General features: G+C 42.6%; 33 protein-coding genes. 1 reads left to right on the forward strand and 32 read right to left on the reverse strand.

What is annotated here, in order from left to right; genetic code table 11:
• The first annotated feature begins 334 nt into the window (after positions 1-334).
• Positions 335-1,027, forward strand: a complete 693-nt coding sequence (locus BLL40_RS12600) for a polysaccharide deacetylase family protein (protein ID WP_073712265.1) — start codon at positions 335-337, stop codon at positions 1,025-1,027.
• A 19-nt stretch (positions 1,028-1,046) separates the two neighbouring features.
• Here the strand turns inward: BLL40_RS12600 and BLL40_RS12605 are convergent, their stop codons facing one another.
• From BLL40_RS12605 to rpsC, 32 genes are all read right to left on the reverse strand, one after another.
• Complete coding sequence (locus tag BLL40_RS12605; RefSeq protein ID WP_073712266.1) at positions 1,047-1,652, reverse strand: KinB-signaling pathway activation protein; 606 nt, start codon at positions 1,650-1,652, stop codon at positions 1,047-1,049.
• Positions 1,653-1,782: 130 nt separating this feature from the next.
• Entirely contained in the window at positions 1,783-2,844 is a 1,062-nt protein-coding gene (locus BLL40_RS12610) for an Mrp/NBP35 family ATP-binding protein (RefSeq protein ID WP_073712267.1), read from the reverse strand.
• Between the two features lie 77 nt (positions 2,845-2,921).
• Positions 2,922-3,602: an N-acetylmuramoyl-L-alanine amidase CwlD gene (gene cwlD / locus BLL40_RS12615; protein ID WP_073712268.1), complete on the reverse strand. Its 681-nt coding sequence runs from the start codon at positions 3,600-3,602 to the stop codon at positions 2,922-2,924.
• Positions 3,603-3,702: 100 nt separating this feature from the next.
• Positions 3,703-4,095, reverse strand: a complete 393-nt coding sequence (rpsI, locus tag BLL40_RS12620) for a 30S ribosomal protein S9 (RefSeq protein ID WP_073712269.1) — start codon at positions 4,093-4,095, stop codon at positions 3,703-3,705.
• Between the two features lie 25 nt (positions 4,096-4,120).
• Positions 4,121-4,558 carry a 50S ribosomal protein L13 gene (gene rplM / locus BLL40_RS12625; protein WP_018395186.1) on the reverse strand — a complete coding sequence of 146 codons (438 nt, stop codon included), beginning with the start codon at positions 4,556-4,558 and terminating at the stop codon, positions 4,121-4,123.
• 167 nt (positions 4,559-4,725) lie between these two features.
• Positions 4,726-5,463: a tRNA pseudouridine(38-40) synthase TruA gene (gene truA / locus BLL40_RS12630; RefSeq protein WP_073712270.1), complete on the reverse strand. Its 738-nt coding sequence runs from the start codon at positions 5,461-5,463 to the stop codon at positions 4,726-4,728.
• 11 nt (positions 5,464-5,474) lie between these two features.
• Positions 5,475-6,275, reverse strand: coding sequence for an energy-coupling factor transporter transmembrane component T family protein (locus tag BLL40_RS12635; protein WP_073712271.1), 801 nt, complete (start codon positions 6,273-6,275; stop codon positions 5,475-5,477).
• Positions 6,272-7,135: an energy-coupling factor ABC transporter ATP-binding protein gene (locus BLL40_RS12640; protein WP_073712272.1), complete on the reverse strand. Its 864-nt coding sequence runs from the start codon at positions 7,133-7,135 to the stop codon at positions 6,272-6,274. The genes BLL40_RS12635 and BLL40_RS12640 overlap by 4 nt, the downstream gene beginning before the upstream one ends.
• Positions 7,111-7,950, reverse strand: a complete 840-nt coding sequence (locus tag BLL40_RS12645; RefSeq protein WP_073712273.1) for an energy-coupling factor ABC transporter ATP-binding protein — start codon at positions 7,948-7,950, stop codon at positions 7,111-7,113. The genes BLL40_RS12640 and BLL40_RS12645 overlap by 25 nt, the downstream gene beginning before the upstream one ends.
• Before the next feature lie 248 nt (positions 7,951-8,198).
• On the reverse strand, positions 8,199-8,591 hold the full coding sequence (rplQ, locus tag BLL40_RS12650; protein ID WP_018395181.1) for a 50S ribosomal protein L17: 393 nt from the start codon (positions 8,589-8,591) through the stop codon (positions 8,199-8,201).
• Positions 8,592-8,621: 30 nt separating this feature from the next.
• Positions 8,622-9,566: a DNA-directed RNA polymerase subunit alpha gene (locus tag BLL40_RS12655; RefSeq protein ID WP_018395180.1), complete on the reverse strand. Its 945-nt coding sequence runs from the start codon at positions 9,564-9,566 to the stop codon at positions 8,622-8,624.
• A 152-nt stretch (positions 9,567-9,718) separates the two neighbouring features.
• A complete protein-coding gene (gene rpsK, locus BLL40_RS12660; protein WP_018395179.1) occupies positions 9,719-10,108 on the reverse strand; it encodes a 30S ribosomal protein S11 in 390 nt (129 codons plus the stop codon).
• A gap of 25 nt (positions 10,109-10,133) precedes the next feature.
• Positions 10,134-10,499, reverse strand: a complete 366-nt coding sequence (gene rpsM, locus BLL40_RS12665; protein WP_018395178.1) for a 30S ribosomal protein S13 — start codon at positions 10,497-10,499, stop codon at positions 10,134-10,136.
• Between the two features lie 22 nt (positions 10,500-10,521).
• On the reverse strand, positions 10,522-10,635 hold the full coding sequence (gene rpmJ / locus BLL40_RS12670) for a 50S ribosomal protein L36 (protein WP_000868344.1): 114 nt from the start codon (positions 10,633-10,635) through the stop codon (positions 10,522-10,524).
• Between the two features lie 38 nt (positions 10,636-10,673).
• Positions 10,674-10,892, reverse strand: coding sequence for a translation initiation factor IF-1 (infA, locus tag BLL40_RS12675; protein WP_018395177.1), 219 nt, complete (start codon positions 10,890-10,892; stop codon positions 10,674-10,676).
• Positions 10,893-10,936: 44 nt separating this feature from the next.
• Positions 10,937-11,683 (reverse strand): type I methionyl aminopeptidase, encoded by a 747-nt coding sequence (map, locus tag BLL40_RS12680; protein WP_073712274.1) that lies wholly within the window; start codon positions 11,681-11,683, stop codon positions 10,937-10,939.
• Positions 11,683-12,336, reverse strand: a complete 654-nt coding sequence (locus BLL40_RS12685) for an adenylate kinase (RefSeq protein ID WP_073712275.1) — start codon at positions 12,334-12,336, stop codon at positions 11,683-11,685. The genes map and BLL40_RS12685 overlap by 1 nt, the downstream gene beginning before the upstream one ends.
• Before the next feature lie 49 nt (positions 12,337-12,385).
• Positions 12,386-13,684 carry a preprotein translocase subunit SecY gene (gene secY, locus BLL40_RS12690; RefSeq protein WP_073712276.1) on the reverse strand — a complete coding sequence of 433 codons (1,299 nt, stop codon included), beginning with the start codon at positions 13,682-13,684 and terminating at the stop codon, positions 12,386-12,388.
• Complete coding sequence (gene rplO, locus BLL40_RS12695) at positions 13,684-14,124, reverse strand: 50S ribosomal protein L15 (protein WP_073712277.1); 441 nt, start codon at positions 14,122-14,124, stop codon at positions 13,684-13,686. The genes secY and rplO overlap by 1 nt, the downstream gene beginning before the upstream one ends.
• A gap of 32 nt (positions 14,125-14,156) precedes the next feature.
• Positions 14,157-14,339: a 50S ribosomal protein L30 gene (gene rpmD, locus BLL40_RS12700; protein ID WP_018395172.1), complete on the reverse strand. Its 183-nt coding sequence runs from the start codon at positions 14,337-14,339 to the stop codon at positions 14,157-14,159.
• A 13-nt stretch (positions 14,340-14,352) separates the two neighbouring features.
• Positions 14,353-14,853 (reverse strand): 30S ribosomal protein S5, encoded by a 501-nt coding sequence (gene rpsE / locus BLL40_RS12705; RefSeq protein WP_073712278.1) that lies wholly within the window; start codon positions 14,851-14,853, stop codon positions 14,353-14,355.
• Positions 14,854-14,874: 21 nt separating this feature from the next.
• Positions 14,875-15,237 (reverse strand): 50S ribosomal protein L18, encoded by a 363-nt coding sequence (gene rplR / locus BLL40_RS12710; protein WP_018395170.1) that lies wholly within the window; start codon positions 15,235-15,237, stop codon positions 14,875-14,877.
• A 34-nt stretch (positions 15,238-15,271) separates the two neighbouring features.
• Positions 15,272-15,808 (reverse strand): 50S ribosomal protein L6, encoded by a 537-nt coding sequence (gene rplF, locus BLL40_RS12715; RefSeq protein ID WP_073712279.1) that lies wholly within the window; start codon positions 15,806-15,808, stop codon positions 15,272-15,274.
• 30 nt (positions 15,809-15,838) lie between these two features.
• Positions 15,839-16,234, reverse strand: a complete 396-nt coding sequence (rpsH, locus tag BLL40_RS12720) for a 30S ribosomal protein S8 (protein WP_018395168.1) — start codon at positions 16,232-16,234, stop codon at positions 15,839-15,841.
• 30 nt (positions 16,235-16,264) lie between these two features.
• On the reverse strand, positions 16,265-16,450 hold the full coding sequence (rpsN, locus tag BLL40_RS12725) for a 30S ribosomal protein S14 (RefSeq protein WP_010285078.1): 186 nt from the start codon (positions 16,448-16,450) through the stop codon (positions 16,265-16,267).
• Positions 16,451-16,474: 24 nt separating this feature from the next.
• Complete coding sequence (rplE, locus tag BLL40_RS12730; protein WP_018395167.1) at positions 16,475-17,014, reverse strand: 50S ribosomal protein L5; 540 nt, start codon at positions 17,012-17,014, stop codon at positions 16,475-16,477.
• A 27-nt stretch (positions 17,015-17,041) separates the two neighbouring features.
• Positions 17,042-17,353, reverse strand: coding sequence for a 50S ribosomal protein L24 (rplX, locus tag BLL40_RS12735; protein WP_018395166.1), 312 nt, complete (start codon positions 17,351-17,353; stop codon positions 17,042-17,044).
• A gap of 42 nt (positions 17,354-17,395) precedes the next feature.
• Positions 17,396-17,764, reverse strand: a complete 369-nt coding sequence (rplN, locus tag BLL40_RS12740) for a 50S ribosomal protein L14 (RefSeq protein ID WP_018395165.1) — start codon at positions 17,762-17,764, stop codon at positions 17,396-17,398.
• A 44-nt stretch (positions 17,765-17,808) separates the two neighbouring features.
• The gene (gene rpsQ / locus BLL40_RS12745; protein ID WP_018395164.1) at positions 17,809-18,072 is read right to left on the reverse strand and encodes a 30S ribosomal protein S17; all 264 of its coding nucleotides are present in this window, start codon (positions 18,070-18,072) and stop codon (positions 17,809-17,811) included.
• Positions 18,073-18,091: 19 nt separating this feature from the next.
• A complete protein-coding gene (gene rpmC / locus BLL40_RS12750) occupies positions 18,092-18,289 on the reverse strand; it encodes a 50S ribosomal protein L29 (RefSeq protein WP_045851860.1) in 198 nt (65 codons plus the stop codon).
• The gene (gene rplP / locus BLL40_RS12755) at positions 18,279-18,713 is read right to left on the reverse strand and encodes a 50S ribosomal protein L16 (RefSeq protein WP_018395162.1); all 435 of its coding nucleotides are present in this window, start codon (positions 18,711-18,713) and stop codon (positions 18,279-18,281) included. The genes rpmC and rplP overlap by 11 nt, the downstream gene beginning before the upstream one ends.
• A gap of 1 nt (position 18,714) precedes the next feature.
• Positions 18,715-19,371 carry a 30S ribosomal protein S3 gene (gene rpsC, locus BLL40_RS12760; RefSeq protein WP_018395161.1) on the reverse strand — a complete coding sequence of 219 codons (657 nt, stop codon included), beginning with the start codon at positions 19,369-19,371 and terminating at the stop codon, positions 18,715-18,717.
• Position 19,372 lies beyond the last annotated feature (1 nt).

Here is a 19,372-nt window from a genome sequence, read left to right on the forward strand (position 1 = left end):
AAACTCTCCAAAAAGTGTTTGACTTGCTCATTTGTTTATCTGCAAATGACAAGCATCTGCCTGATAAGATTTAAAACTAAAACGTTGACGTTTTTATTGATTTTGTTCAGTTTTCAATGTTCAATTTCGCTGTTCGACAGCGACTTTTATATATTAACATTTCACCGTTTTCGCGTCAATACCTTTTTAATAATATTTTTCAGCAACTTTACATCTTCGTAACGGCAAGATTTAATTTAACATATTTCTTTACAAAAGGTCAATCGTTTTTTCGTATTTTTTTATTTTTCATTCATATACTTTATTTAATCCTTTTAAATCGGGGGCTTTGACAATGACACCATTCCTATTTATACGTGCCAAACAATTAAAATGGGTTGCTTTTTTTCTTATGTCAGCCTGCCTTTTTTTCTTATTTTCGCAGCCTAACAACGAACATCCTGTCATCTCAATGGATGGAGCAACAAACAATATTTACGCCGGTCAGAGCGGTATTTCTTTAACAGTAAATGTAGATCAACAAGAAAAAAACATTGGGAAATTAGTTCATGCTTTGATCAAAAATGAAACAACTGCTTCTTTTTTTGTTACTTCCTCTTGGCTTAAACACCATCCAAAAGCATCAAAATTACTCGTCGACAGAGCATTTGATATAGGTGTTCTTGTTACCGATTCTTCTAATGAGGACAAGATCATTCAAGAAATTGCTGCTGTAAAAAAAATACTTGCTTCGCATGGACAAAAAGACATTGTCTTTTTACGGGCAGCAGACGGCAAGGAACATAAGAATCTTTTACACGTTGCGGCTGCCCATGGTTATTTACCCGTACAATGGAGTATTGATTTACGCAGCCAATCCGCTGATTCTTTTATAAAAGAATCAGATAAAGGAGATATTATTTTAATAAACACTGACGAGGACCAGCTTGCAGTGGAGAAATGGATCTCTATTTTATCCAAAAAAGAAAAATTAATCAGCTTGTCTGAAATGATTGGTGGTGATACGAAAATTCAGTATATTCCATAAAAAAAGTCTCAAAGGCCGATTATTTGGCTTTTGAGACTTTTTGATTGTATTTCGGTAGCATTAAGAGCTGAAATGCATTACACGGTAATAGTGTAAAGAGCATTAAGTAAAGCCAGCTTTCTTCATTTGCCTGCAAAACAGGAAGCCACTCAAGTGTTGTAACGACGATCATAAAGAACAACGCTGCAACGAAGACATTCTTATTTTTCCCTTTCCCCTTTAGCCATGCAACTAGGAGACCGGCAATGAATAAAACAGCTGCTAAAATTAAATAAGCACTGATTGCTTCCCCATCGCTGCCGAATGCTTCGAACCGGAAATAAACAAGGTCGAACAGCACGACAATGATTAGTGCGATCTGGATAAAATTCCAGTATGTTCGAAATAATCCTAGTCCAAACTGATGGATTGTCAAGTAGGCAAAGAACCCCATCTGGCTAATAACACTAAATGTAAAACCAACACCGATCAGCCAAGCAAGAACAGACAGCACTTCTTTCCATTCACCATTTGCGAAAAGGGGTGAAAATTCACTCCAGCGAATGATAAAGCCTACAATACCGGCAACCGCTCCGCCGATCAGCAATGTATGTATAAAAAATCGTATCCAGTTTCGTATACCCACTCATGAATCCCCCTGTATTATTCTTCTCTTTCGATTGTAACAATACACTAGTGAAAAAGAAAGGTTAAGAGACGTGGACAAATTTTGTCTTTTTACACAAACAGCTTCCGGGCCGTGACCCGGAAGCTGTTTACTTTGAAGATAGTTTCGTATCAAGTTTTGCCGCAATTTCTTGATAAATTGCGCCAAGCGGGTGATCTTCTGCATAAACGGATGGAGCAAAATCTTCTTCATCCCAGTCTGGCTGCTGAAGCGGCAGACGGCCAAGTATCTCCGTTCGTAATTCATCAGCTAGCTTGTCACCGCCGCCTTTACCGAAAATGTACTCTTTTTCACCCGTCGATTTGCTTTCAAAATAAGCCATATTTTCAATAACACCTACTAATTCATGTTCGGTTTGTAGGGCCATTGCACCTGCACGAGCTGCAACGAATGCGGCAGTCGGATGCGGCGTCGACACGATGACTTCTTTACAATGTGGAAGCATTGTATGAACGTCGAGTGCGACATCCCCTGTTCCTGGCGGCAAATCAAGCAATAAATAGTCAAGGTCGCCCCACTCTACTTCTTTGAAAAAGTTGTTCAACATTTTACCAAGCATCGGACCACGCCAAATGACCGGTGCATTATCATCAACGAAAAAGCCCATTGAAATGACCTTCACGCCGAATCGATCAACGGGGATTATTTTTTCACCACGAACGATCGGACGTGTTGTGATCCCCATCATATCCGGTACACTGAATCCGTAAATATCCGCATCAACAAGCCCTACTTTTTTGCCAAGACGGGCAAGTGAGATCGCTAAGTTGACCGATACAGTTGATTTTCCAACGCCGCCTTTACCACTCGCAATGGCTAAAAAGACAGTCTCACTATCTGGAGAAAGCAATCCTTCATCCTTTCCGCCGGCATCTACACCACGAAATTGAGCTATTTTCTCTTCAGAAAGTTCCGTAAAACGAAGACCGACTGTTTCAACACCTGCTTCTTTTAACGAATTTACAATTCGCATTTGCAACTGCAATTGTTCAGGCGTTCCCGTTTGGGCGATGGCAATCTTCACGCTTACATGATTTTGCTCTTCTTTGATTGTAATCTCTTCAATGCCACCTGTTTCCGCAAGAGTTTTATGTAAAAAAGGGTCTTCAAGGGCATTCACAATGTCGCGTACTCGTGCTTCTGTCAGCATAGGGAGCACCATCCTTCACTTGTATTATTCACTTTATTCAGTATACCATAATCATATAAATGAAGGATGGATAACGGTTACTGGCTTTCAAAATAACGCAATATACCACGTGATACAGAAGCTGCTGTTTTATCTTGATACTCCTCATTTAACAGAAGGAGACGCTCTTCTCGATTTGATAAAAAACCGATTTCGACAAGTGCTCCTGGTATAGTTGCTTCTTTTAAAATATACACATGTCCAATTTCTGCCGGCTTCCGATCTGTATTTTCAAGATTAACTGTCAGCTCGCGCTGAATGGATGTAGCTATTTTTTTATTCTCAGGTAGGTGAGAAGCATAAAATGTTTGAGATCCGCGCCATCTTTCCGATGGAATGGCATTTAAATGAATACTAATAAATAAGTCAGCTTGCGACTCATTAATGAGCCGACTTCTTTGCTGCAAATCTTCTGTTTTCCTTGTACGAACGCTCTTCGTTTCTTCTCCTGCTAGATCTTTATCTTCTTCTCTTGTCATTAACACGACTGCTCCCTGTCCATTTAAATAATCCCTCAGCTTTTCTGAAACGGATAATGCGATGTCTTTCTCCAGTGCGCCAACGTCTCCCGCACCTCCATCTATCCCCCCATGCCCGGGATCGATCATAATTGTCAGACCCGTAAGCGGCAACTTCCACGTATTAAAAACAGGTTTAATATCTTGATAAAAAAAGGCGACGATGGCAATCAGAAGAATTACAACAGCAACCCGCTTCATAAATAGTCCCTCCTGTCACAAACAGTATATGAACGAAATTTCCTGTAAATGAAAAAAATCCTTTCTCCAGATTGGAGAAAGGATTTTTGTTAACATAAAATTAACGTTTTGAGAACTGTGGCGCGCGACGTGCACCTTTAAGACCGTATTTTTTACGTTCCTTCGCACGTGCATCACGTGTAAGGTAACCTGCACGTTTAAGTGTTGGGCGATATTCTGGATCGACTTGCAAAAGAGCACGGGCGATACCGTGACGGATCGCTCCCGCTTGCCCTGTGTAGCCGCCTCCGTTTACATTTACATGTACATCATAGCTGCTTCCTGTTTCAGTCGCAACAAGCGGCTGATTGATTACAGTGCGCAACGCTTCAAATGGAATATAATCTTCAGCAGTACGGCCATTGATTAGAATTTTACCTTCGCCTGGTACGAGACGTACACGGGCTACTGAACTTTTACGGCGTCCTGTGCCTAAGTATTGAACTTGTGACAATGTCATTTCCTCCTTTTAATATTTATTATCCGCGAAGTTCGTAAACTTCCGGTTGTTGTGCTTCATGCTTATGTTCTGCTCCAGCGTATACGTGAAGTTTTTTGAACATTTGACGGCCTAAAGAACCTTTTGGAAGCATGCCTTTAATAGCAAGCTCAAGCATTCTTTCAGGGTTTTTATCACGCATATCTTGTGCTGTACGTGTTTTCAAACCACCTGGATACATGCTGTGACGGTAGTAAATTTTCCCTTGAAGTTTGTTACCAGTCAATTCAATTTTAGAAGCGTTGAGGATGATGACGTTATCACCAGTATCAACGTGCGGTGTAAAAGTTGGTTTATGTTTGCCGCGCAAAATAGATGCTACTTCGCTTGATAGGCGGCCCAATGTTTTGCCTTCAGCATCGATCACGAACCATTTACGCTCGATTTCGCTTGCTTTAGCCATATAAGTCGTACGCATTGTTTACCCTCCTGATTTGTTAATGTTTTTACGGTTCAATGTATTTATATCACGAATAAACTTCCGGGGCTTATCGTGGGGTCAAATAACATACCATATGTTATAATATATTGTCTTTATTTTATTGTCAAGAAAAAATGCAACACTCGGTTTAGTTGCCATGCGTTTCAATAAAAAACTTTCCACAAATATAACCCCTCTGCCGGTGCTGTTTGGCCTGCACGCTTACGGTCCCGATCTGCCAAAATAAAAGCCATTTCAGCAGGCTCAATGCGCCCGTTTCCTGCTTTTATTAATGTTCCTGCTATAATTCGAACCATATTGTATAAAAATCCATTACCAACGAATCTCACTTCAAGGTCATTGTCCTGTTCAATAAATGTAATATCTGTTATCGTCCGAACTTTGTTTTCTTTATCAGTTTTCGCCGAACAAAACGATGTAAAGTCATGTTCACCAATTAAATAAAGAGCCGCTTCCTTCATCCGCCCCACATCAAGCTGGTACGGGTAATGGTGGGCGTAGGCTTTCTTAAATGGATCCCGGAACGGAGTCCTGTAAATACGGTAACGGTATTCCTTCCCTTTAACGGAATAGCGCGCATGAAATGAATCCGGCACTTCTTCTGTCCCCTTCACCGAAATATCAGCAGGAAGTTCCCCATTAAGCGCTCTTGCCCATCTTTCGGCTGGCATCTGGATGGACGTGTCAAAATGAACGATCTGCCCGAGTGCGTGCACACCAGCGTCCGTACGACCAGATGCATGCGTTTTAACGGATGTCTTTTTGTGGATAACGTATAAGGCCTTTTCAAGCTCCTGCTGCACGGTCCGGCCGTTCAGCTGCGACTGATAACCTGAAAAGCGCGAACCATCATACATGAGTTCACATTTGATCCTTTTCAACTTGATCTCTCCTAGTAACTCCTTAATATGAATAAAGCAGCAGATAGGACAACTAGAAACACCATCGCCATCGTATCACGCATGCTCCACCGCAAGATCCGGTATTTCGTCCGTCCTTCGCCGCCTTTGTAGCCACGTGCTTCCATCGCTACTGCAAGCTCCTCTGCGCGTTTAAAGGCACTTACAAACAATGGTATTAAAAGAGGTATAATTGCTTTAACCCGGTTCGAAATCGATCCGCTCGAAAAGTCGGCCCCTCGTGCCCTCTGTGCTTTCATGATTTTATCTGTTTCATCCAGCAATGTCGGAATAAATCGAAGAGAAATGGACATCATGAGCGCCAGTTCGTGCACTGGTACTTTTATCTTTTTAAGTGGACCAAATAAAGACTCAATTCCGTCTGTTACCGATATAGGCGGCGTCGTCAGTGTAAGAAGTGATGTCACTAAAATAAGCAGTAAAAACCGCAAAGAAATAAAAATCCCTTTTATAACGCCGCCTTTATAAATCGTCAACAAGCCGAATTGTGTAAGAATATCCCCTTCTTTTGTAAAAAAAACGTGCAAAAAGAATGTAAACAGGACGAGGAGAAGTACCGGCTTAAGGCCCCCAATTAAAAAGCGCAGTTTCACTTTTGATAAAAAGACGATTAAAAAGGTAAATGCACCGATCAGTGCGTACGTCATAACGTTATTCGCTAAAAAAACGATTCCGACAAATGCAAAAATAAATAACAGCTTCGCACGCGGATCCATCTGGTGCACAACAGAATCCGATGGCAAATAGCGGCCAAAAATAATTTTCTCCATCATGATATTTCACCGCGTAGTTTGCCTATTTCTGCAGCCAGTTCTTCAGGCGTTAAACAGACTTTGTCAAGCGGCCGCCCAAGCCTTTTTTCAAAAGACTGCTGAAATCGAACTGTTTCCGGTACATTAAGACCTACACTCGTTAAACTATCTGTATCGCGAAAAATGTCACGCGGAGTACCGATACGATGAACACTTCCTTTATACATAATAACGATTTTATCCGCATACCGTGCTGCATCTTCCATACTGTGAGTAACTAGTACACACGTCAGCCCGTTCGTCTTCTGCAATCCCGTGAACATGTTCATAATGTCCTGCCGACCGCTCGGATCAAGTCCTGCTGTCGGTTCATCAAGTACAAGGACGTCCGGTTTCATCGCCAGCACACCGGCAATCGCAACACGCCTCATTTGCCCGCCGGACAAATCAAACGGTGATTTCTTCAGTACATCTTCCGGCAGACCGACAAGCCGCACTGCCTCAAGTGCACGGTTCTTCGCATCATTTTCTGCTACACCAAAATTCATCGGACCGAAGCAAATATCCTTTTCAACTGTTTCTTCAAATAACTGATGTTCTGGAAATTGAAACACGATGCCCACACGGCGGCGGATCTCTTTTAAATTCTTTTCTTTCCGTCCTGCTGCAATTGTATGGCTTCCAATCTCAATTTCTCCTTTTAACGGCTTGAGAAGCACATTTAAATGCTGAAGAACAGTCGATTTGCCTGAGCCTGTATGACCGATAATGGCAACATACTGGCCTGAGGGGATGTGAAAGGACACATCAGTAATTGCTGGGCGTTCAAACGGTGTACCGGCCGCATATCGGTATTCTACCTCTCGAAGTTTAATGTCCATAGTTCACTCACCAGCTCTTCTTCATTAAAATGACGCTGTGACAGATGCAGGCCTGCATCTGTCAGCAGTTGACTCATTTGAACAGCAAATGGTACACCGAGACCGAGATTCAAAAGTTCTCTGTCCAATTGAAAAATATTTTGTGGTGTTCCCTCTGTATAAAGCCTGCCCTCATTCAAGACGATTACCCGATCTGCTTTTGCTGCTTCCTCGAGGTCATGCGTAATCGAAATAACCGTCAGTCCTTCTTTTTCGTTCAATTCACGAACAGTATCCATCACTTCTTCACGTCCAAGTGGGTCAAGCATCGATGTTGCTTCATCTAATAAAATGATGTCCGGGCGTAAAGCAATCACACCTGCTATCGCCACGCGTTGTTTCTGTCCACCTGAAAGATGGTGTGGCTCTTGATTCAGAAAAGCAGTCATGCCAACTTTTTCAAGAGAGGCGTAAACACGCTCCTCCATTACACCATGTTCAACACCGTTATTTTCTAACCCAAAAGCCACATCATCTTGCACCGTTGTTCCAACAAATTGATTATCTGGATTTTGAAAAACCATCCCTAATTTTTCACGAATAGCCCAAACATTTTCTTCATTGAGTGCATACCCACCAATCATAACTGTACCTTCAGATGGATAATGGAGTCCATTCAACATCTTAGCGAGCGTTGACTTACCGGAACCATTATGACCCACAATCGCCAGCCATTCTCCTTTATATACATCCAGTGAGACATTATTTAAAGCAATTGATTCCTGTTCGGGATATTGATAAGAAACCCCTTTGATTGAAATGGCTATTGTATTCATGCCGTGCCTCCCTGTTCTTGCAAACAAAAAAAGCCCGCACCCCGAACCAAAGAATAAACATTCTTGCCGCTGCTTGCGGCCTTGGTTGGGGGTACATGAGCTAGACGGGACGCACATGGTACCTGTGATACGCCCATCGTAACACTCTAAGCTTGTTGAATGAGAGCAAACAACTCCATACGTATATAAAAAAGACAAAACAAAGCAATGTTTGTTTTGTTTTGCCCATTTCGCGATCTTATTGGCTATTAAACAAGCTCAATAATGACCATTGGTGCGCCATCGCCGCGGCGTGGACCAACCTTCATAATACGAGTGTAGCCACCTTGACGCTCTGTATAGCGCGGTGCAACATCATCAAATAATTTTTGAAGAGCATATACCGGCTGCTCTTTTGTTTTGCCATTTTTCTCTACTTCAACAGTAGAAGCGACTTCGTGACGAAGATATGCAGCAGCCTGACGGCGGGCATGCAAGTCACCACGTTTACCTAGTGTAATCATTTTTTCAACAACTGAACGCAATTCTTTCGCGCGTGTTTCAGTCGTTTCGATGCGTTCACTAATGATGAGATCTGTTGTAAGATCGCGGAGCATCGCTTTGCGCTGAGCGCTTGTACGTCCTAGCTTTCTGTAACCCATGAAGATACCCTCCTTTATTGATGTCTTAAATTAATCTTCTTTTCGCAAGCTGAGACCAAGCTCATCCAATTTCGCTTTTACTTCTTCAAGCGATTTACGGCCAAGATTACGGACTTTCATCATATCGTCTTCACTCTTGTTCGCAAGTTCTTGAACAGTATTAATACCTGCGCGTTTCAGGCAGTTATAAGAACGTACGGAAAGATCAAGTTCTTCGATCGTCATCTCAAGTACTTTTTCTTTCTGATCTTCTTCTTTTTCCACCATGATTTCCGCATGCTGTGCTTCATCAGTCAATCCTACGAAAATATTAAGATGTTCTGTTAAAATTTTTGCCCCTAAAGAAATCGCTTCTTTCGGTCCGATACTGCCATCTGTCCATACGTCCAGTGACAATTTATCAAAGTTGGCAAGCTGTCCAACACGAGTATTTTCCACTTGGAAATTCACGCGGGAAACAGGTGTATAGATGGAGTCGATCGCAATGACGCCGATTGGATGATCTTCTTTTTTATTGTGATCGGCTCGGTTGTACCCTCTGCCGCGCTGTGCCGTCAATCGCATACGGAAATTGGCATTTTCACCCAATGTCGCAATATGCAAATCCGGATTTAAAATTTCCACATCGCTGTCGTGGGTAATGTCGGCAGCCGTTACGGTTCCTTGACCCTGCACATCGATTTCAAGCGTTTTTTCCTCATCGGAATAAATCTTCAACGCTAGTTTTTTGATATTCAAAATGATCGATGTTACATCTTCTACGACGCCCTCAATTGTTGAGAATTCGTGAAGCACTCCATCAATATGAATGGCAGTGACCGCGGCACCCGGAAGTGAGGATAATAAGATACGACGTAAAGAGTTACCTAAAGTTGTACCATATCCGCGTTCAAGTGGTTCCACGACGAACTTTCCAAATGTAGCATCATCGCTGATCTCAACCGTTTCAATTTTTGGCTTTTCAATTTCGATCATTCCATTTTCCCTCCTCAAATACGTCAAAATTCCGGCAAGCCGAAATTCTCCATGTTTACCATTCCCGATTTTGCATAACAATTGGTCAATTCCTGAATCAAAACAGTCAATTTTCCATTATAACCGGAATAGCTATCCTTTATACAGGAAGATTAAACACGGCGACGTTTTGGAGGACGACAGCCATTATGTGGAACCGGCGTTACGTCTTTAATAGCTGTTACTTCAAGACCTGCTGCTTGAAGAGCACGAATTGCTGCTTCACGACCAGAACCAGGACCTTTAACTGTTACTTCAAGAGTTTTCATACCGTGTTCGATTGATGCTTTAGCAGCTGTTTCAGCAGCCATTTGAGCAGCAAACGGAGTTGATTTACGTGATCCTCTAAATCCTAAAGCACCTGCACTTGACCATGCTAGAGCGTTACCATGAACATCAGTAATTGTTACAATTGTGTTATTGAATGTTGAGCGGATGTGTGCAATACCAGATTCAATATTCTTTTTCACACGACGCTTACGAGATTGTTGTTTACGAGCCATGTCGAAAATTGACCTCCTTTACCAATTATTTTTTCTTGTTAGCTACAGTTTTACGCGGTCCTTTACGAGTACGCGCGTTGTTTTTTGTATTTTGTCCACGTACTGGAAGTCCGCGACGGTGACGGATACCACGGAATGAACCGATTTCCATCAAACGTTTAATGTTAAGAGATACTTCACGACGAAGGTCACCCTCTACTTTCAAGCGGTCAATAACTTCACGGATTTTATTTAATTCATCTTCCGTCAAATCACGAACGCGCGTATCTTCAGAAACACCTGCTTCAGCAAGAACTTGCTTAGAAGTCGGTCTGCCTACACCAAAAATATAAGTTAATGAGATAACTACACGCTTATCGCGTGGAATATCAACACCTGCTACACGTGCCATATAATGTGCACCTCCTTTAATATTAGCCTTGTTTTTGTTTATGCTTAGGGTTTTCACAAATAACCATAACTTTGCCACGTCTGCGAATAACTTTACATTTCTCACAGATTGGCTTTACTGATGGTCTTACTTTCATTTCTCCAACCTCCTTCATAGTCCGGAGCGCCATAAATGTTATTTGTAACGGTACGTGATCCGTCCGCGTGTTAAATCATACGGTGAAAGTTCTACTGTTACTTTATCGCCAGGCAGGATACGGATAAAGTGCATACGAATTTTGCCCGAAACGTGAGCTAAAATCGTATGTCCATTTTCCAATTCTACCTTAAACATGGCGTTTGGCAAAGTTTCAGTGACAGTACCTTCAATTTCAATTACATCGTCTTTCGCCATTTTTTTCATCTCCCTTCACTTTTCATCCCGAGTGGCTTTTGCCATCAAACTTGCGTCAAAATGTCGAAGCCTGTTTCGGTTATCGCAATTGTATGTTCAAAATGAGCACACATTTTTCCATCCTGCGTAATGACAGTCCAATTATCCTCAAGTGTCTTTACATAACGACGACCGGCATTAACCATCGGTTCGATCGCGAGCACCATTCCGGGTTTTAACACTGGACCTTTTCCCGGCGGACCGTAATGAGGAATTTGCGGAGCCTCATGAAGGTTTTGCCCGACACCATGCCCAACATACTCACGAACGATTGAAAAGCCATTCGATTCCACATACGTTTGAATCGCATGGGAGATGTTTGAAAGATGTTCACCCGATTTCGCTTCACCCAGCCCCACGTAAAGCGATTCCTCTGTTACTTCGAGAAGTTTCTCCGTTTCAGGTACAATCCGGCCGACAGCGTATGTCCAGGCCGAGTCGCCATGATAACCCTTGTAGTAAGCACCGATATCAATACTGATGATGTCGCCTTCTTTCAAACGACGATCACTTGGGATCCCGTGTACAAGCTCTGCATTTACTGAAGCGCATATGCTGCCAGGAAATCCATTGTAGCCTTTAAAAGAAGGTGTTGCACCGTAACGCCTAATGCACGCTTCAGCAATGGCATCCAGTTCCATCGTACTTATACCAGGGGAGATATATTTTTGCAATTCCTGATGTGTTTGCGCAACAATATGCCCCGCTTCTTTCATAATCTCCAGTTCTCGAGGGGTTTTACAAATGATCATTATTTACGTAGGCCTTCAAGTAATTGATCAATGTTTTCAAAGACAACATTGATATTTTGCTGACCGTTAATGTTCTTCAAATATCCTTTTTCGCGATAAAAAGCAAGCAATGGTTCTGTTTGCTTTAAATTAACGTCAAGACGGTTTTGAACCGTTTCTGCATTGTCATCTGCACGTTGATAAAGTTCGCCGCCGCAGCGATCGCACTTATCTTCCTCAGATGGCGGATTAAATTCCAGATGATACGTTGCACCGCAGCTTTTGCATATGCGGCGGCCTGTTAAGCGTCCCATTAAGATGTCTTTATCAACACTGATATTAATGACGTAATCAATTTTACGGTCAAGGTTTGCAAGAATATCTTCAAGCGCTTCTGCTTGAGCGACTGTACGTGGGAATCCATCAAGAAGGAATCCTTTTGCACAATCAGATTGCGCAAGACGCTCGTTCACAATTCCGATCGTTACTTCATCCGGAACGAGCTCCCCTTTATCCATAAATGATTTTGCTTTTAGGCCTAGTTCCGTTTCATCTTTCATCGCAGCGCGGAACATGTCACCTGTTGAAATGTGCGGAACACCGTACTTTTCAACAATTTTTTCTGCCTGAGTACCTTTACCAGCACCTGGCAATCCCATTAACACGAGATTCATTGATATTCCCCCTCAGTCCGATTAGAGTGAAGTCACACCTCACCCATGCTTACTTCATAAAGCCTTTGTAATGACGCTTTACAAGTTGTGCTTCAAGCTGCTTCATTGTTTCAAGTGCCACACCGACGACGATCAAAAGACTAGTACCGCCGATTTGCGCCGCTGGTGGAAGACCCGCGAATTGAATAAAGAAAACTGGCAGCACAGCAACGGCTGAAAGGAATATTGCACCGACAAATGTCAGTCGGTAAAGCACGTTTGTCAAATAATCTTGTGTGTTCTTTCCAGGTCGAATGCCTGGAATATATCCACCCTGCTTTTTCAAGTTATCAGCAACTTGTTCAGGGTTTACTTGAATGAAAGCATAGAAATACGTAAACGCAATAATCAATGCGACATAAATGGTCATCCCAATCGGTTTCGTGTAATCAAAGATGTTTTGTATCGTTGTCGTCACATCATTTGATCCAAAAAACGAACCAATCGTTTGGGGTGTAATCAAGAATGAGATCGCAAAGATAACCGGGATAACTCCGGCAGCATTTACTTTCAATGGAAGATGAGTCGACTGGCTCCCCATAGGTGCCATGCCGCCTGCTCCAACACGTTTTGCATATTGAATTGGAATTTTCCGCAGCGCCTGCTGGAAGAAAATAACTCCGACAACAATTGCCAATACTGCAAGCAAAATCAAAAGCAGAACAACAATACGTAGGAAAAGCTGATCGCCTGCTCCTTCAATTTGCTGTGCATAAATTTGATTTACCGCACTTGGAATTGCCGCAACAATCCCTGCGAAAATGATAATCGAAATTCCATTGCCGACTCCTTTAGCGGTAATTTGCTCACCTAGCCACATAAGAAAAGCCGTCCCTGCCGTTAACACGAGTGCAATCAACAAAAATCCAGACAGGCTGTTATTTTCGACAAGCATCCCGCCATACAAACGGTTAAATCCGTATGACATACCAATACCTTGAATGAATCCGAGAACAATTGTGAAATAACGCGTAAACTGAGTCAATTTACGCCGTCCTGCATCACCTTGCTTGGACCATTCAGTAAACTTTGGCACAACGTCCATTTGCAAAAGCTGCACGATGATAGATGCTGTAATATACGGCATAATTCCCATTGCAAGAATTGAGAAGTTTTGTAAAGCTCCTCCACCGAATGTATTCAGAAATCCAATCAATCCCGCCTGCTCCTGGCTACGGAGAACATCTGCGTTCACAAACGGTACTGGAACGAAAGTGCCGATACGGAATACGATTAACATAAGTAGGGTAAATATAATTTTATTCCTTATATCACCCACACGCATAAAATTGGAGATTGTGCGAAACATTAGACCACCTCTGTCTTACCGCCAACCGCTTCAATTGCTTCTTTTGCAGCAGCAGAGAATTTGTGAGCTTTAACAGTCAGCTTTTTCTCTACATTGCCATTCGCAAGAATTTTGATTCCTGCTTTTTCGTTTTTCACAATGCCGCTTTCGATAAGAAGTTCAGGTGTAACTTCTGTACCTTCTTCAAAACGATTTAAAGTATCAATATTTACGACTGCATAATCTTTACGATTCACATTCGTAAATCCTCGTTTAGGGAGACGACGGAATAAAGGAGTCTGTCCGCCTTCAAATCCTAGACGTACACCGCCACCAGAACGTGCGTTTTGACCTTTATGACCTTTACCGGACGTTTTTCCGTTACCGGAACCAGTTCCGCGTCCAACACGATTCCGTTCTTTGCGAGAACCTTGAGCTGGTTTCAATTCATGAAGTTTCATGCTTGTGCACCTCCTTGTTCTATAAAATAAAATTATTTTTCTGTAACAGTCACAAGATGAGACACTTTGTTGATCATACCGCGAATTGCCGTGTTGTCATTTTGCTCAACCGTCTGATGCATTTTGCGAAGACCAAGTGCCTTAACAGTTTCGCGCTGATCTTGCGTACGTCCGATCAGGCTGCGAGTGAGGGTAATTTGTAATTTTTCAGCCATTGTGATTCCCTCCTTATCCTAACAGTTCTTCTACAGACTTGCCGCGAAGTCTTGCAACTTCTTCAGCTGTTTTGAGTTCTTTCAACCCTTCGATTGTAGCACGAACCATGTTGATTGGCGTGTTTGAACCGAGTGATTTGGAAAGGATATCACCAACACCAGCAAGTTCAAGCACCGCACGGACAGGTCCGCCTGCGATAACTCCCGTACCTTCAGAAGCAGGTTTTAATAAAACTTCACCCGCACCAAAATGACCGATTACTTGATGTGGCAACGTTGTGCCAACCATCGGTACAGATACAAGATTTTTCTTCGCATCTTCAATTGCTTTACGAATAGCATCTGGAACTTCTTGCGCTTTACCTGTTCCAAAGCCTACATTACCATTTTTATCGCCAACGACAACGAGTGCTGTGAAGCGGAAACGGCGTCCGCCTTTCACGACTTTCGCCACACGGTTAACCGTTACTACGCGTTCTTCAAGTTCAAGTTTGTTTGGATCAATGCGACGCATTAAATATGTCCCTCCTTTTATTTAGAATTCAAGGCCATTTTCACGTGCTGCGTCAGCCAAAGCTTTAACGCGGCCATGATAAAGGTAGCCCCCACGATCGAATACAACAGAAGCAACGCCTTTTTCAGTTGCGCGTTTAGCCAGCAATTCGCCTACTTTCGCAGCAGCTTCCTGGTTGCTTGTTGATTCAAGACCGAAATCTTTTTCAATAGTTGAAGCACTTGCAAGTGTAACACCATTTGCATCATCAATCAATTGAGCGTATAGATGCTTATTAGAACGGAAAACGTTCAAGCGTGGACGCGCCTCTGTTCCAGCAATTTTCGCACGAACACGAGCGTGGCGTCTTTTACGCGTTTTATTTTTATCAGGTTTTGTAATCATCCCGAGGTCACTCCTTTCCGTTGCCTACGCGGCATTATTTACCTGTTTTACCTTCTTTACGTCGTACATGTTCGCCTTCATAGCGAATACCTTTACCTTTGTACGGTTCAGGAGGACGAACTTGGCGGATGTTAGCAGCAATTGCGCCAACGCGTTCTTTATCGATACCTTTAATGCTAATCTTTGTATTAACAGGTACTTCGATTTCGATACCGTTTTCCGGTTCGAATTCCACTGGGTGAGAGTAACCTACATTCAAAACAAGTTTTGTTCCTTGTTTCTGGGCACGGTAACCGACACCAACCAACTCAAGGTTTCGTTCGAATCCTTTTGATACACCCTCAATCATGTTAGATAGAAGAGCACGAGTGGTTCCGTGAATTGTACGGTGTTCTTTTGAGTCTGAAGGACGGCTTACTGTAACAGTGCTGCCATCTACTCCAATCGTCAAATCTTTGTTGAACTGGCGAATCAATTCTCCTTTAGGACCCTTGACAGTAAGTTCATTGTTGTTATTCGTAATCGTAACGCCTTCTGGCAATTCGATTGGTTTTTTTCCTACGCGTGACATAGTTTCGCACCTCCATTCGTTAAAAAATTATTACCAAACGTAAGCGAGTACTTCGCCGCCTACTTGTTTAGCGCGGGCTTCTTTATCAGTAACTACACCCGTTGATGTAGAAATAATCGCAATACCAAGTCCATTAAGAACACGCGGTACCTCATCAGCTTTCGCATATACACGAAGGCCTGGTTTAGAAATACGTTTCAAGCCTGTGATTACACGCTCATTGCCGCTATATTTCAAGAAAATACGGATAACACCTTGTTTGTCATCTTCGATGAATTCAACATCACGGACAAAACCTTCACGTTTAAGAATATTAGCAATTTCACGTTTGATATTGGAAGCAGGTACTTCCAGTTTTTCGTGACGAACCATGTTCGCATTACGAATGCGAGTTAGCAAGTCAGCAATTGGATCTGTCATAACCATTTGTTTTTACCTCCTTCCGGAATCAGTGTATTACCAGCTGGCTTTTTTAACGCCAGGAATTTGACCTTTATAAGCTAGTTCACGGAAACAAATACGGCAAAGTTTAAATTTGCGTAATACAGAGTGTGGACGCCCGCAGCGTTCGCAACGTGTATACTCTTGTACCTTAAACTTTTGCGTGCGTTTTTGTTTCGCAATCATTGATTTTTTAGCCACGTTTTCGCCTCCCTTATATAGCGATTACTTTTGGAACGGCATTCCAATTTGTGTTAACAATTCACGAGCTTCTTCGTCTGTGTTAGCAGTAGTAACAATGACGATATCCATGCCACGTACTTTTGATACTTTATCGTAATCAATCTCAGGGAAAATCAACTGTTCTTTAACACCTAGTGTGTAGTTGCCACGACCATCGAACGCTTTTTTAGAAACGCCGCGGAAGTCACGTACACGTGGAAGTGAAACAGAAACAAGTTTATCAAGGAATTCGTACATGCGCTCGCCGCGAAGAGTTACTTTCGCACCGATTGGCATACCTTCACGAAGACGGAATCCCGCGATTGAGTTTTTTGCACGAGTAACCATTGGCTTTTGACCAGTGATTTGTTGAAGTTCTTCAACTGCTGTGTCCAATATTTTTGCATTTTGAACAGCTTCACCAACACCCATGTTTACAACGATTTTTTCAACTTTAGGCACTTGCATTACAGAGTTATAATTGAACTTGCTCACAAGAGCAGGTGTAATTTCTTTTTGATATTTTTCTTTAAGGCGGTTCACTTAGAATACCTCCCTTCTTTGGCACTATTATTTATCTAAAGTTTCACCGGATTTTTTAGCTACGCGGACTTTCTTGCCGTCCACATCTTTGTACCCTACGCGAGTAGGTTCATTCGTTTTCGGATCCAATAGCATTACATTGGATACGTGAATAGGTGCCTCTTGGCTAAGAATGCCGCCTTGCGGATTCAGTTGTGAAGGTTTCGCGTGTTTTTTCACGATGTTAATTCCTTCAACAAGGACACGGTCTTTTTTAGGGAAAGAAGCAAGGATAACTCCTGTTTTGCCTTTATCTTTACCTGTGATTACCATGACTTTATCGCCTTTTTTCACGTGCATGTTGCGCACCTCCTTGATTGACCTTTTATTTGTTCAGTTCAATTAGATTACTTCAGGAGCAAGGGAAACAATCTTCATGAAATTGCTGTCGCGAAGTTCGCGGGCAACCGGGCCGAAAATACGTGTGCCACGCGGGCTCTTATCATCACGAATGATAACACATGCGTTTTCGTCGAAGCGAATGTAAGAACCGTCATTACGGCGTACACCGCGTTTCGTGCGAACGATAACCGCTTTTACCACTTCACCTTTTTTGACAACGCCACCTGGTGTTGCTTGTTTTACTGTACACACGATTACATCACCGACGTTAGCAGTTTTACGGCCAGAACCACCGAGAACTTTGATCGTCAATACTTCACGTGCACCAGAATTGTCAGCTACTTTTAAACGTGATTCTTGCTGGATCATTTAGGTTACCTCCTTTCGGACTTTAACATTTATCCGAACATTAATTAGATGATGACTGCTTTTTCCACTACTTCTAGAAGGCGGAAACGTTTTGTTGCAGAAAGCGGGCGAGTTTCCATGATGCGTACTACGTCACCGATTTTTGCTTCGTTGTTCTCATCATGAGCTTTAAACTTTTTAGAATACTTTACGCGTTTGCCGTAAAGTGAGTGTGTCTTATATGTTTCAACAACAACCGTTACTGTTTTATCCATTTTGTCGGATACAACGCGGCCTGTGTAAACTTTACGCTGATTGCGTTCGCTCATCGTGCAAACCTCCTTTCAATTATCGGTTATCAATTTCCCGCTGACGAATCACGGTTTTCATGCGGGCGATCGCTTTACGTACTTCACGAATACGAGCAGTATTCTCAAGCTGTCCCGTCGCCAATTGAAAGCGAAGGTTGAAAAGTTCTTCTTTGAGCGACTTTACTTGTTGTTCAATTTCAGCAGTGGTAAGTTCACGGATTTCATTAGCTTTCATTTGATTCACCACCAATTTCTTCACGTTTTACGATTTTGCATTTCACTGGAAGCTTATGTGCTGCCAAACGAAGTGCTTCACGTGCTACTTCTTCAGAAACGCCGGCAATTTCAAACATGATCTTGCCTGGTTTAACAACCGCTACCCATCCTTCAGGTGCCCCTTTACCGGAACCCATCCGTACTTCAAGAGGTTTTTTCGTATATGGTTTGTGTGGGAAAATTTTGATCCACACTTTACCGCCACGTTTCATGTAACGAGTCATCGCAATACGGGCAGATTCGATTTGACGATTTGTGATCCATGAAGCTTCAACAGCTTGAAGACCATATTCACCAAATGCCACTTCTGTTCCGCCTTTCGCTTGACCGCGCATTTTGCCGCGATGTACACGACGATATTTCACGCGTTTTGGCAACAACATATTATTTGCCTCCTTCCTGAGTTTTCTTCTTCGTCGGAAGAATCTCTCCACGATAGATCCATACTTTCACACCAAGCTTGCCGTATGTTGTATCTGCTTCAGCGTGCGCATAGTCAATATCAGCACGAAGCGTATGAAGTGGAACTGTTCCTTCACTGTAATGTTCAGCACGGGCAATATCTGCTCCGCCAAGACGTCCTGAAACCTGTGTTTTAATTCCTTTTGCCCCTGAACGGATTGTCCGTTGGATAGCCTGCTTTTGCGCACGGCGGAATGATACACGATTTTCAAGTTGACGAGCAATGTTTTCCGCTACAAGTTTAGCGTCAAGATCTGCTCTTTTCACTTCAACAATGTTAATGTGAACACGTTTGCCTGTTAACTCGTTCAAAGCTTTGCGAAGTGCTTCTACTTCGGAACCACCTTTACCAATAACCATACCTGGTTTAGCAGTGTGAACAGTAACGTTCACGCGATTCGCAGCACGTTCGATTTCAACACGGGATAGAGAAGCATCTTTAAGGCGCTCTTCAATGTATCCGCGAACTTTCAAATCTTCGTGAAGAAGATCCGCGTAATCTTTTTCAGCGTACCATTTAGAATCCCAGTCGCGAATGATCCCGACGCGCAGTCCATGAGGATGTACTTTTTGACCCACG

The sequence above is a fragment of the Domibacillus mangrovi genome, assembly GCF_001906925.1.
In the GTDB taxonomy this organism is placed as follows: domain Bacteria; phylum Bacillota; class Bacilli; order Bacillales; family Domibacillaceae; genus Domibacillus; species Domibacillus mangrovi.

Excerpts from the sequence above, each read along its gene's own strand:
- BLL40_RS12600 (WP_073712265.1), top strand. The coding sequence starts at position 335 with ATGACACCATTCCTATTTATACGTGCCAAACAATTAAAATGGGTTGCT.
- BLL40_RS12610 (WP_073712267.1), bottom strand. The coding sequence starts at position 2,844 with ATGCTGACAGAAGCACGAGTACGCGACATTGTGAATGCCCTTGAAGAC.
- cwlD (WP_073712268.1), bottom strand. The coding sequence starts at position 3,602 with ATGAAGCGGGTTGCTGTTGTAATTCTTCTGATTGCCATCGTCGCCTTT.
- rplM (WP_018395186.1), bottom strand. The coding sequence starts at position 4,558 with ATGCGTACGACTTATATGGCTAAAGCAAGCGAAATCGAGCGTAAATGG.
- BLL40_RS12635 (WP_073712271.1), bottom strand. The coding sequence starts at position 6,275 with ATGATGGAGAAAATTATTTTTGGCCGCTATTTGCCATCGGATTCTGTT.
- BLL40_RS12640 (WP_073712272.1), bottom strand. The coding sequence starts at position 7,135 with ATGGACATTAAACTTCGAGAGGTAGAATACCGATATGCGGCCGGTACA.
- BLL40_RS12645 (WP_073712273.1), bottom strand. The coding sequence starts at position 7,950 with ATGAATACAATAGCCATTTCAATCAAAGGGGTTTCTTATCAATATCCC.
- rplQ (WP_018395181.1), bottom strand. The coding sequence starts at position 8,591 with ATGGGTTACAGAAAGCTAGGACGTACAAGCGCTCAGCGCAAAGCGATG.
- BLL40_RS12655 (WP_018395180.1), bottom strand. The coding sequence starts at position 9,566 with ATGATCGAAATTGAAAAGCCAAAAATTGAAACGGTTGAGATCAGCGAT.
- rpsK (WP_018395179.1), bottom strand. The coding sequence starts at position 10,108 with ATGGCTCGTAAACAACAATCTCGTAAGCGTCGTGTGAAAAAGAATATT.
- rpsM (WP_018395178.1), bottom strand. The coding sequence starts at position 10,499 with ATGGCACGTGTAGCAGGTGTTGATATTCCACGCGATAAGCGTGTAGTT.
- rpmJ (WP_000868344.1), bottom strand. The coding sequence starts at position 10,635 with ATGAAAGTAAGACCATCAGTAAAGCCAATCTGTGAGAAATGTAAAGTT.
- infA (WP_018395177.1), bottom strand. The coding sequence starts at position 10,892 with ATGGCGAAAGACGATGTAATTGAAATTGAAGGTACTGTCACTGAAACT.
- map (WP_073712274.1), bottom strand. The coding sequence starts at position 11,683 with ATGATCATTTGTAAAACCCCTCGAGAACTGGAGATTATGAAAGAAGCG.
- BLL40_RS12685 (WP_073712275.1), bottom strand. The coding sequence starts at position 12,336 with ATGAATCTCGTGTTAATGGGATTGCCAGGTGCTGGTAAAGGTACTCAG.
- secY (WP_073712276.1), bottom strand. The coding sequence starts at position 13,684 with ATGTTTCGCACAATCTCCAATTTTATGCGTGTGGGTGATATAAGGAAT.
- rplO (WP_073712277.1), bottom strand. The coding sequence starts at position 14,124 with ATGAAACTTCATGAATTGAAACCAGCTCAAGGTTCTCGCAAAGAACGG.
- rpmD (WP_018395172.1), bottom strand. The coding sequence starts at position 14,339 with ATGGCTGAAAAATTACAAATTACCCTCACTCGCAGCCTGATCGGACGT.
- rpsE (WP_073712278.1), bottom strand. The coding sequence starts at position 14,853 with ATGCGTCGCATTGATCCAAACAAACTTGAACTTGAAGAACGCGTAGTA.
- rplR (WP_018395170.1), bottom strand. The coding sequence starts at position 15,237 with ATGATTACAAAACCTGATAAAAATAAAACGCGTAAAAGACGCCACGCT.
- rplF (WP_073712279.1), bottom strand. The coding sequence starts at position 15,808 with ATGTCACGCGTAGGAAAAAAACCAATCGAATTGCCAGAAGGCGTTACG.
- rpsH (WP_018395168.1), bottom strand. The coding sequence starts at position 16,234 with ATGGTTATGACAGATCCAATTGCTGACTTGCTAACTCGCATTCGTAAT.
- rplX (WP_018395166.1), bottom strand. The coding sequence starts at position 17,353 with ATGCACGTGAAAAAAGGCGATAAAGTCATGGTAATCACAGGTAAAGAT.
- rplN (WP_018395165.1), bottom strand. The coding sequence starts at position 17,764 with ATGATCCAGCAAGAATCACGTTTAAAAGTAGCTGACAATTCTGGTGCA.
- rpsQ (WP_018395164.1), bottom strand. The coding sequence starts at position 18,072 with ATGAGCGAACGCAATCAGCGTAAAGTTTACACAGGCCGCGTTGTATCC.
- rpmC (WP_045851860.1), bottom strand. The coding sequence starts at position 18,289 with ATGAAAGCTAATGAAATCCGTGAACTTACCACTGCTGAAATTGAACAA.
- rplP (WP_018395162.1), bottom strand. The coding sequence starts at position 18,713 with ATGTTGTTGCCAAAACGCGTGAAATATCGTCGTGTACATCGCGGCAAA.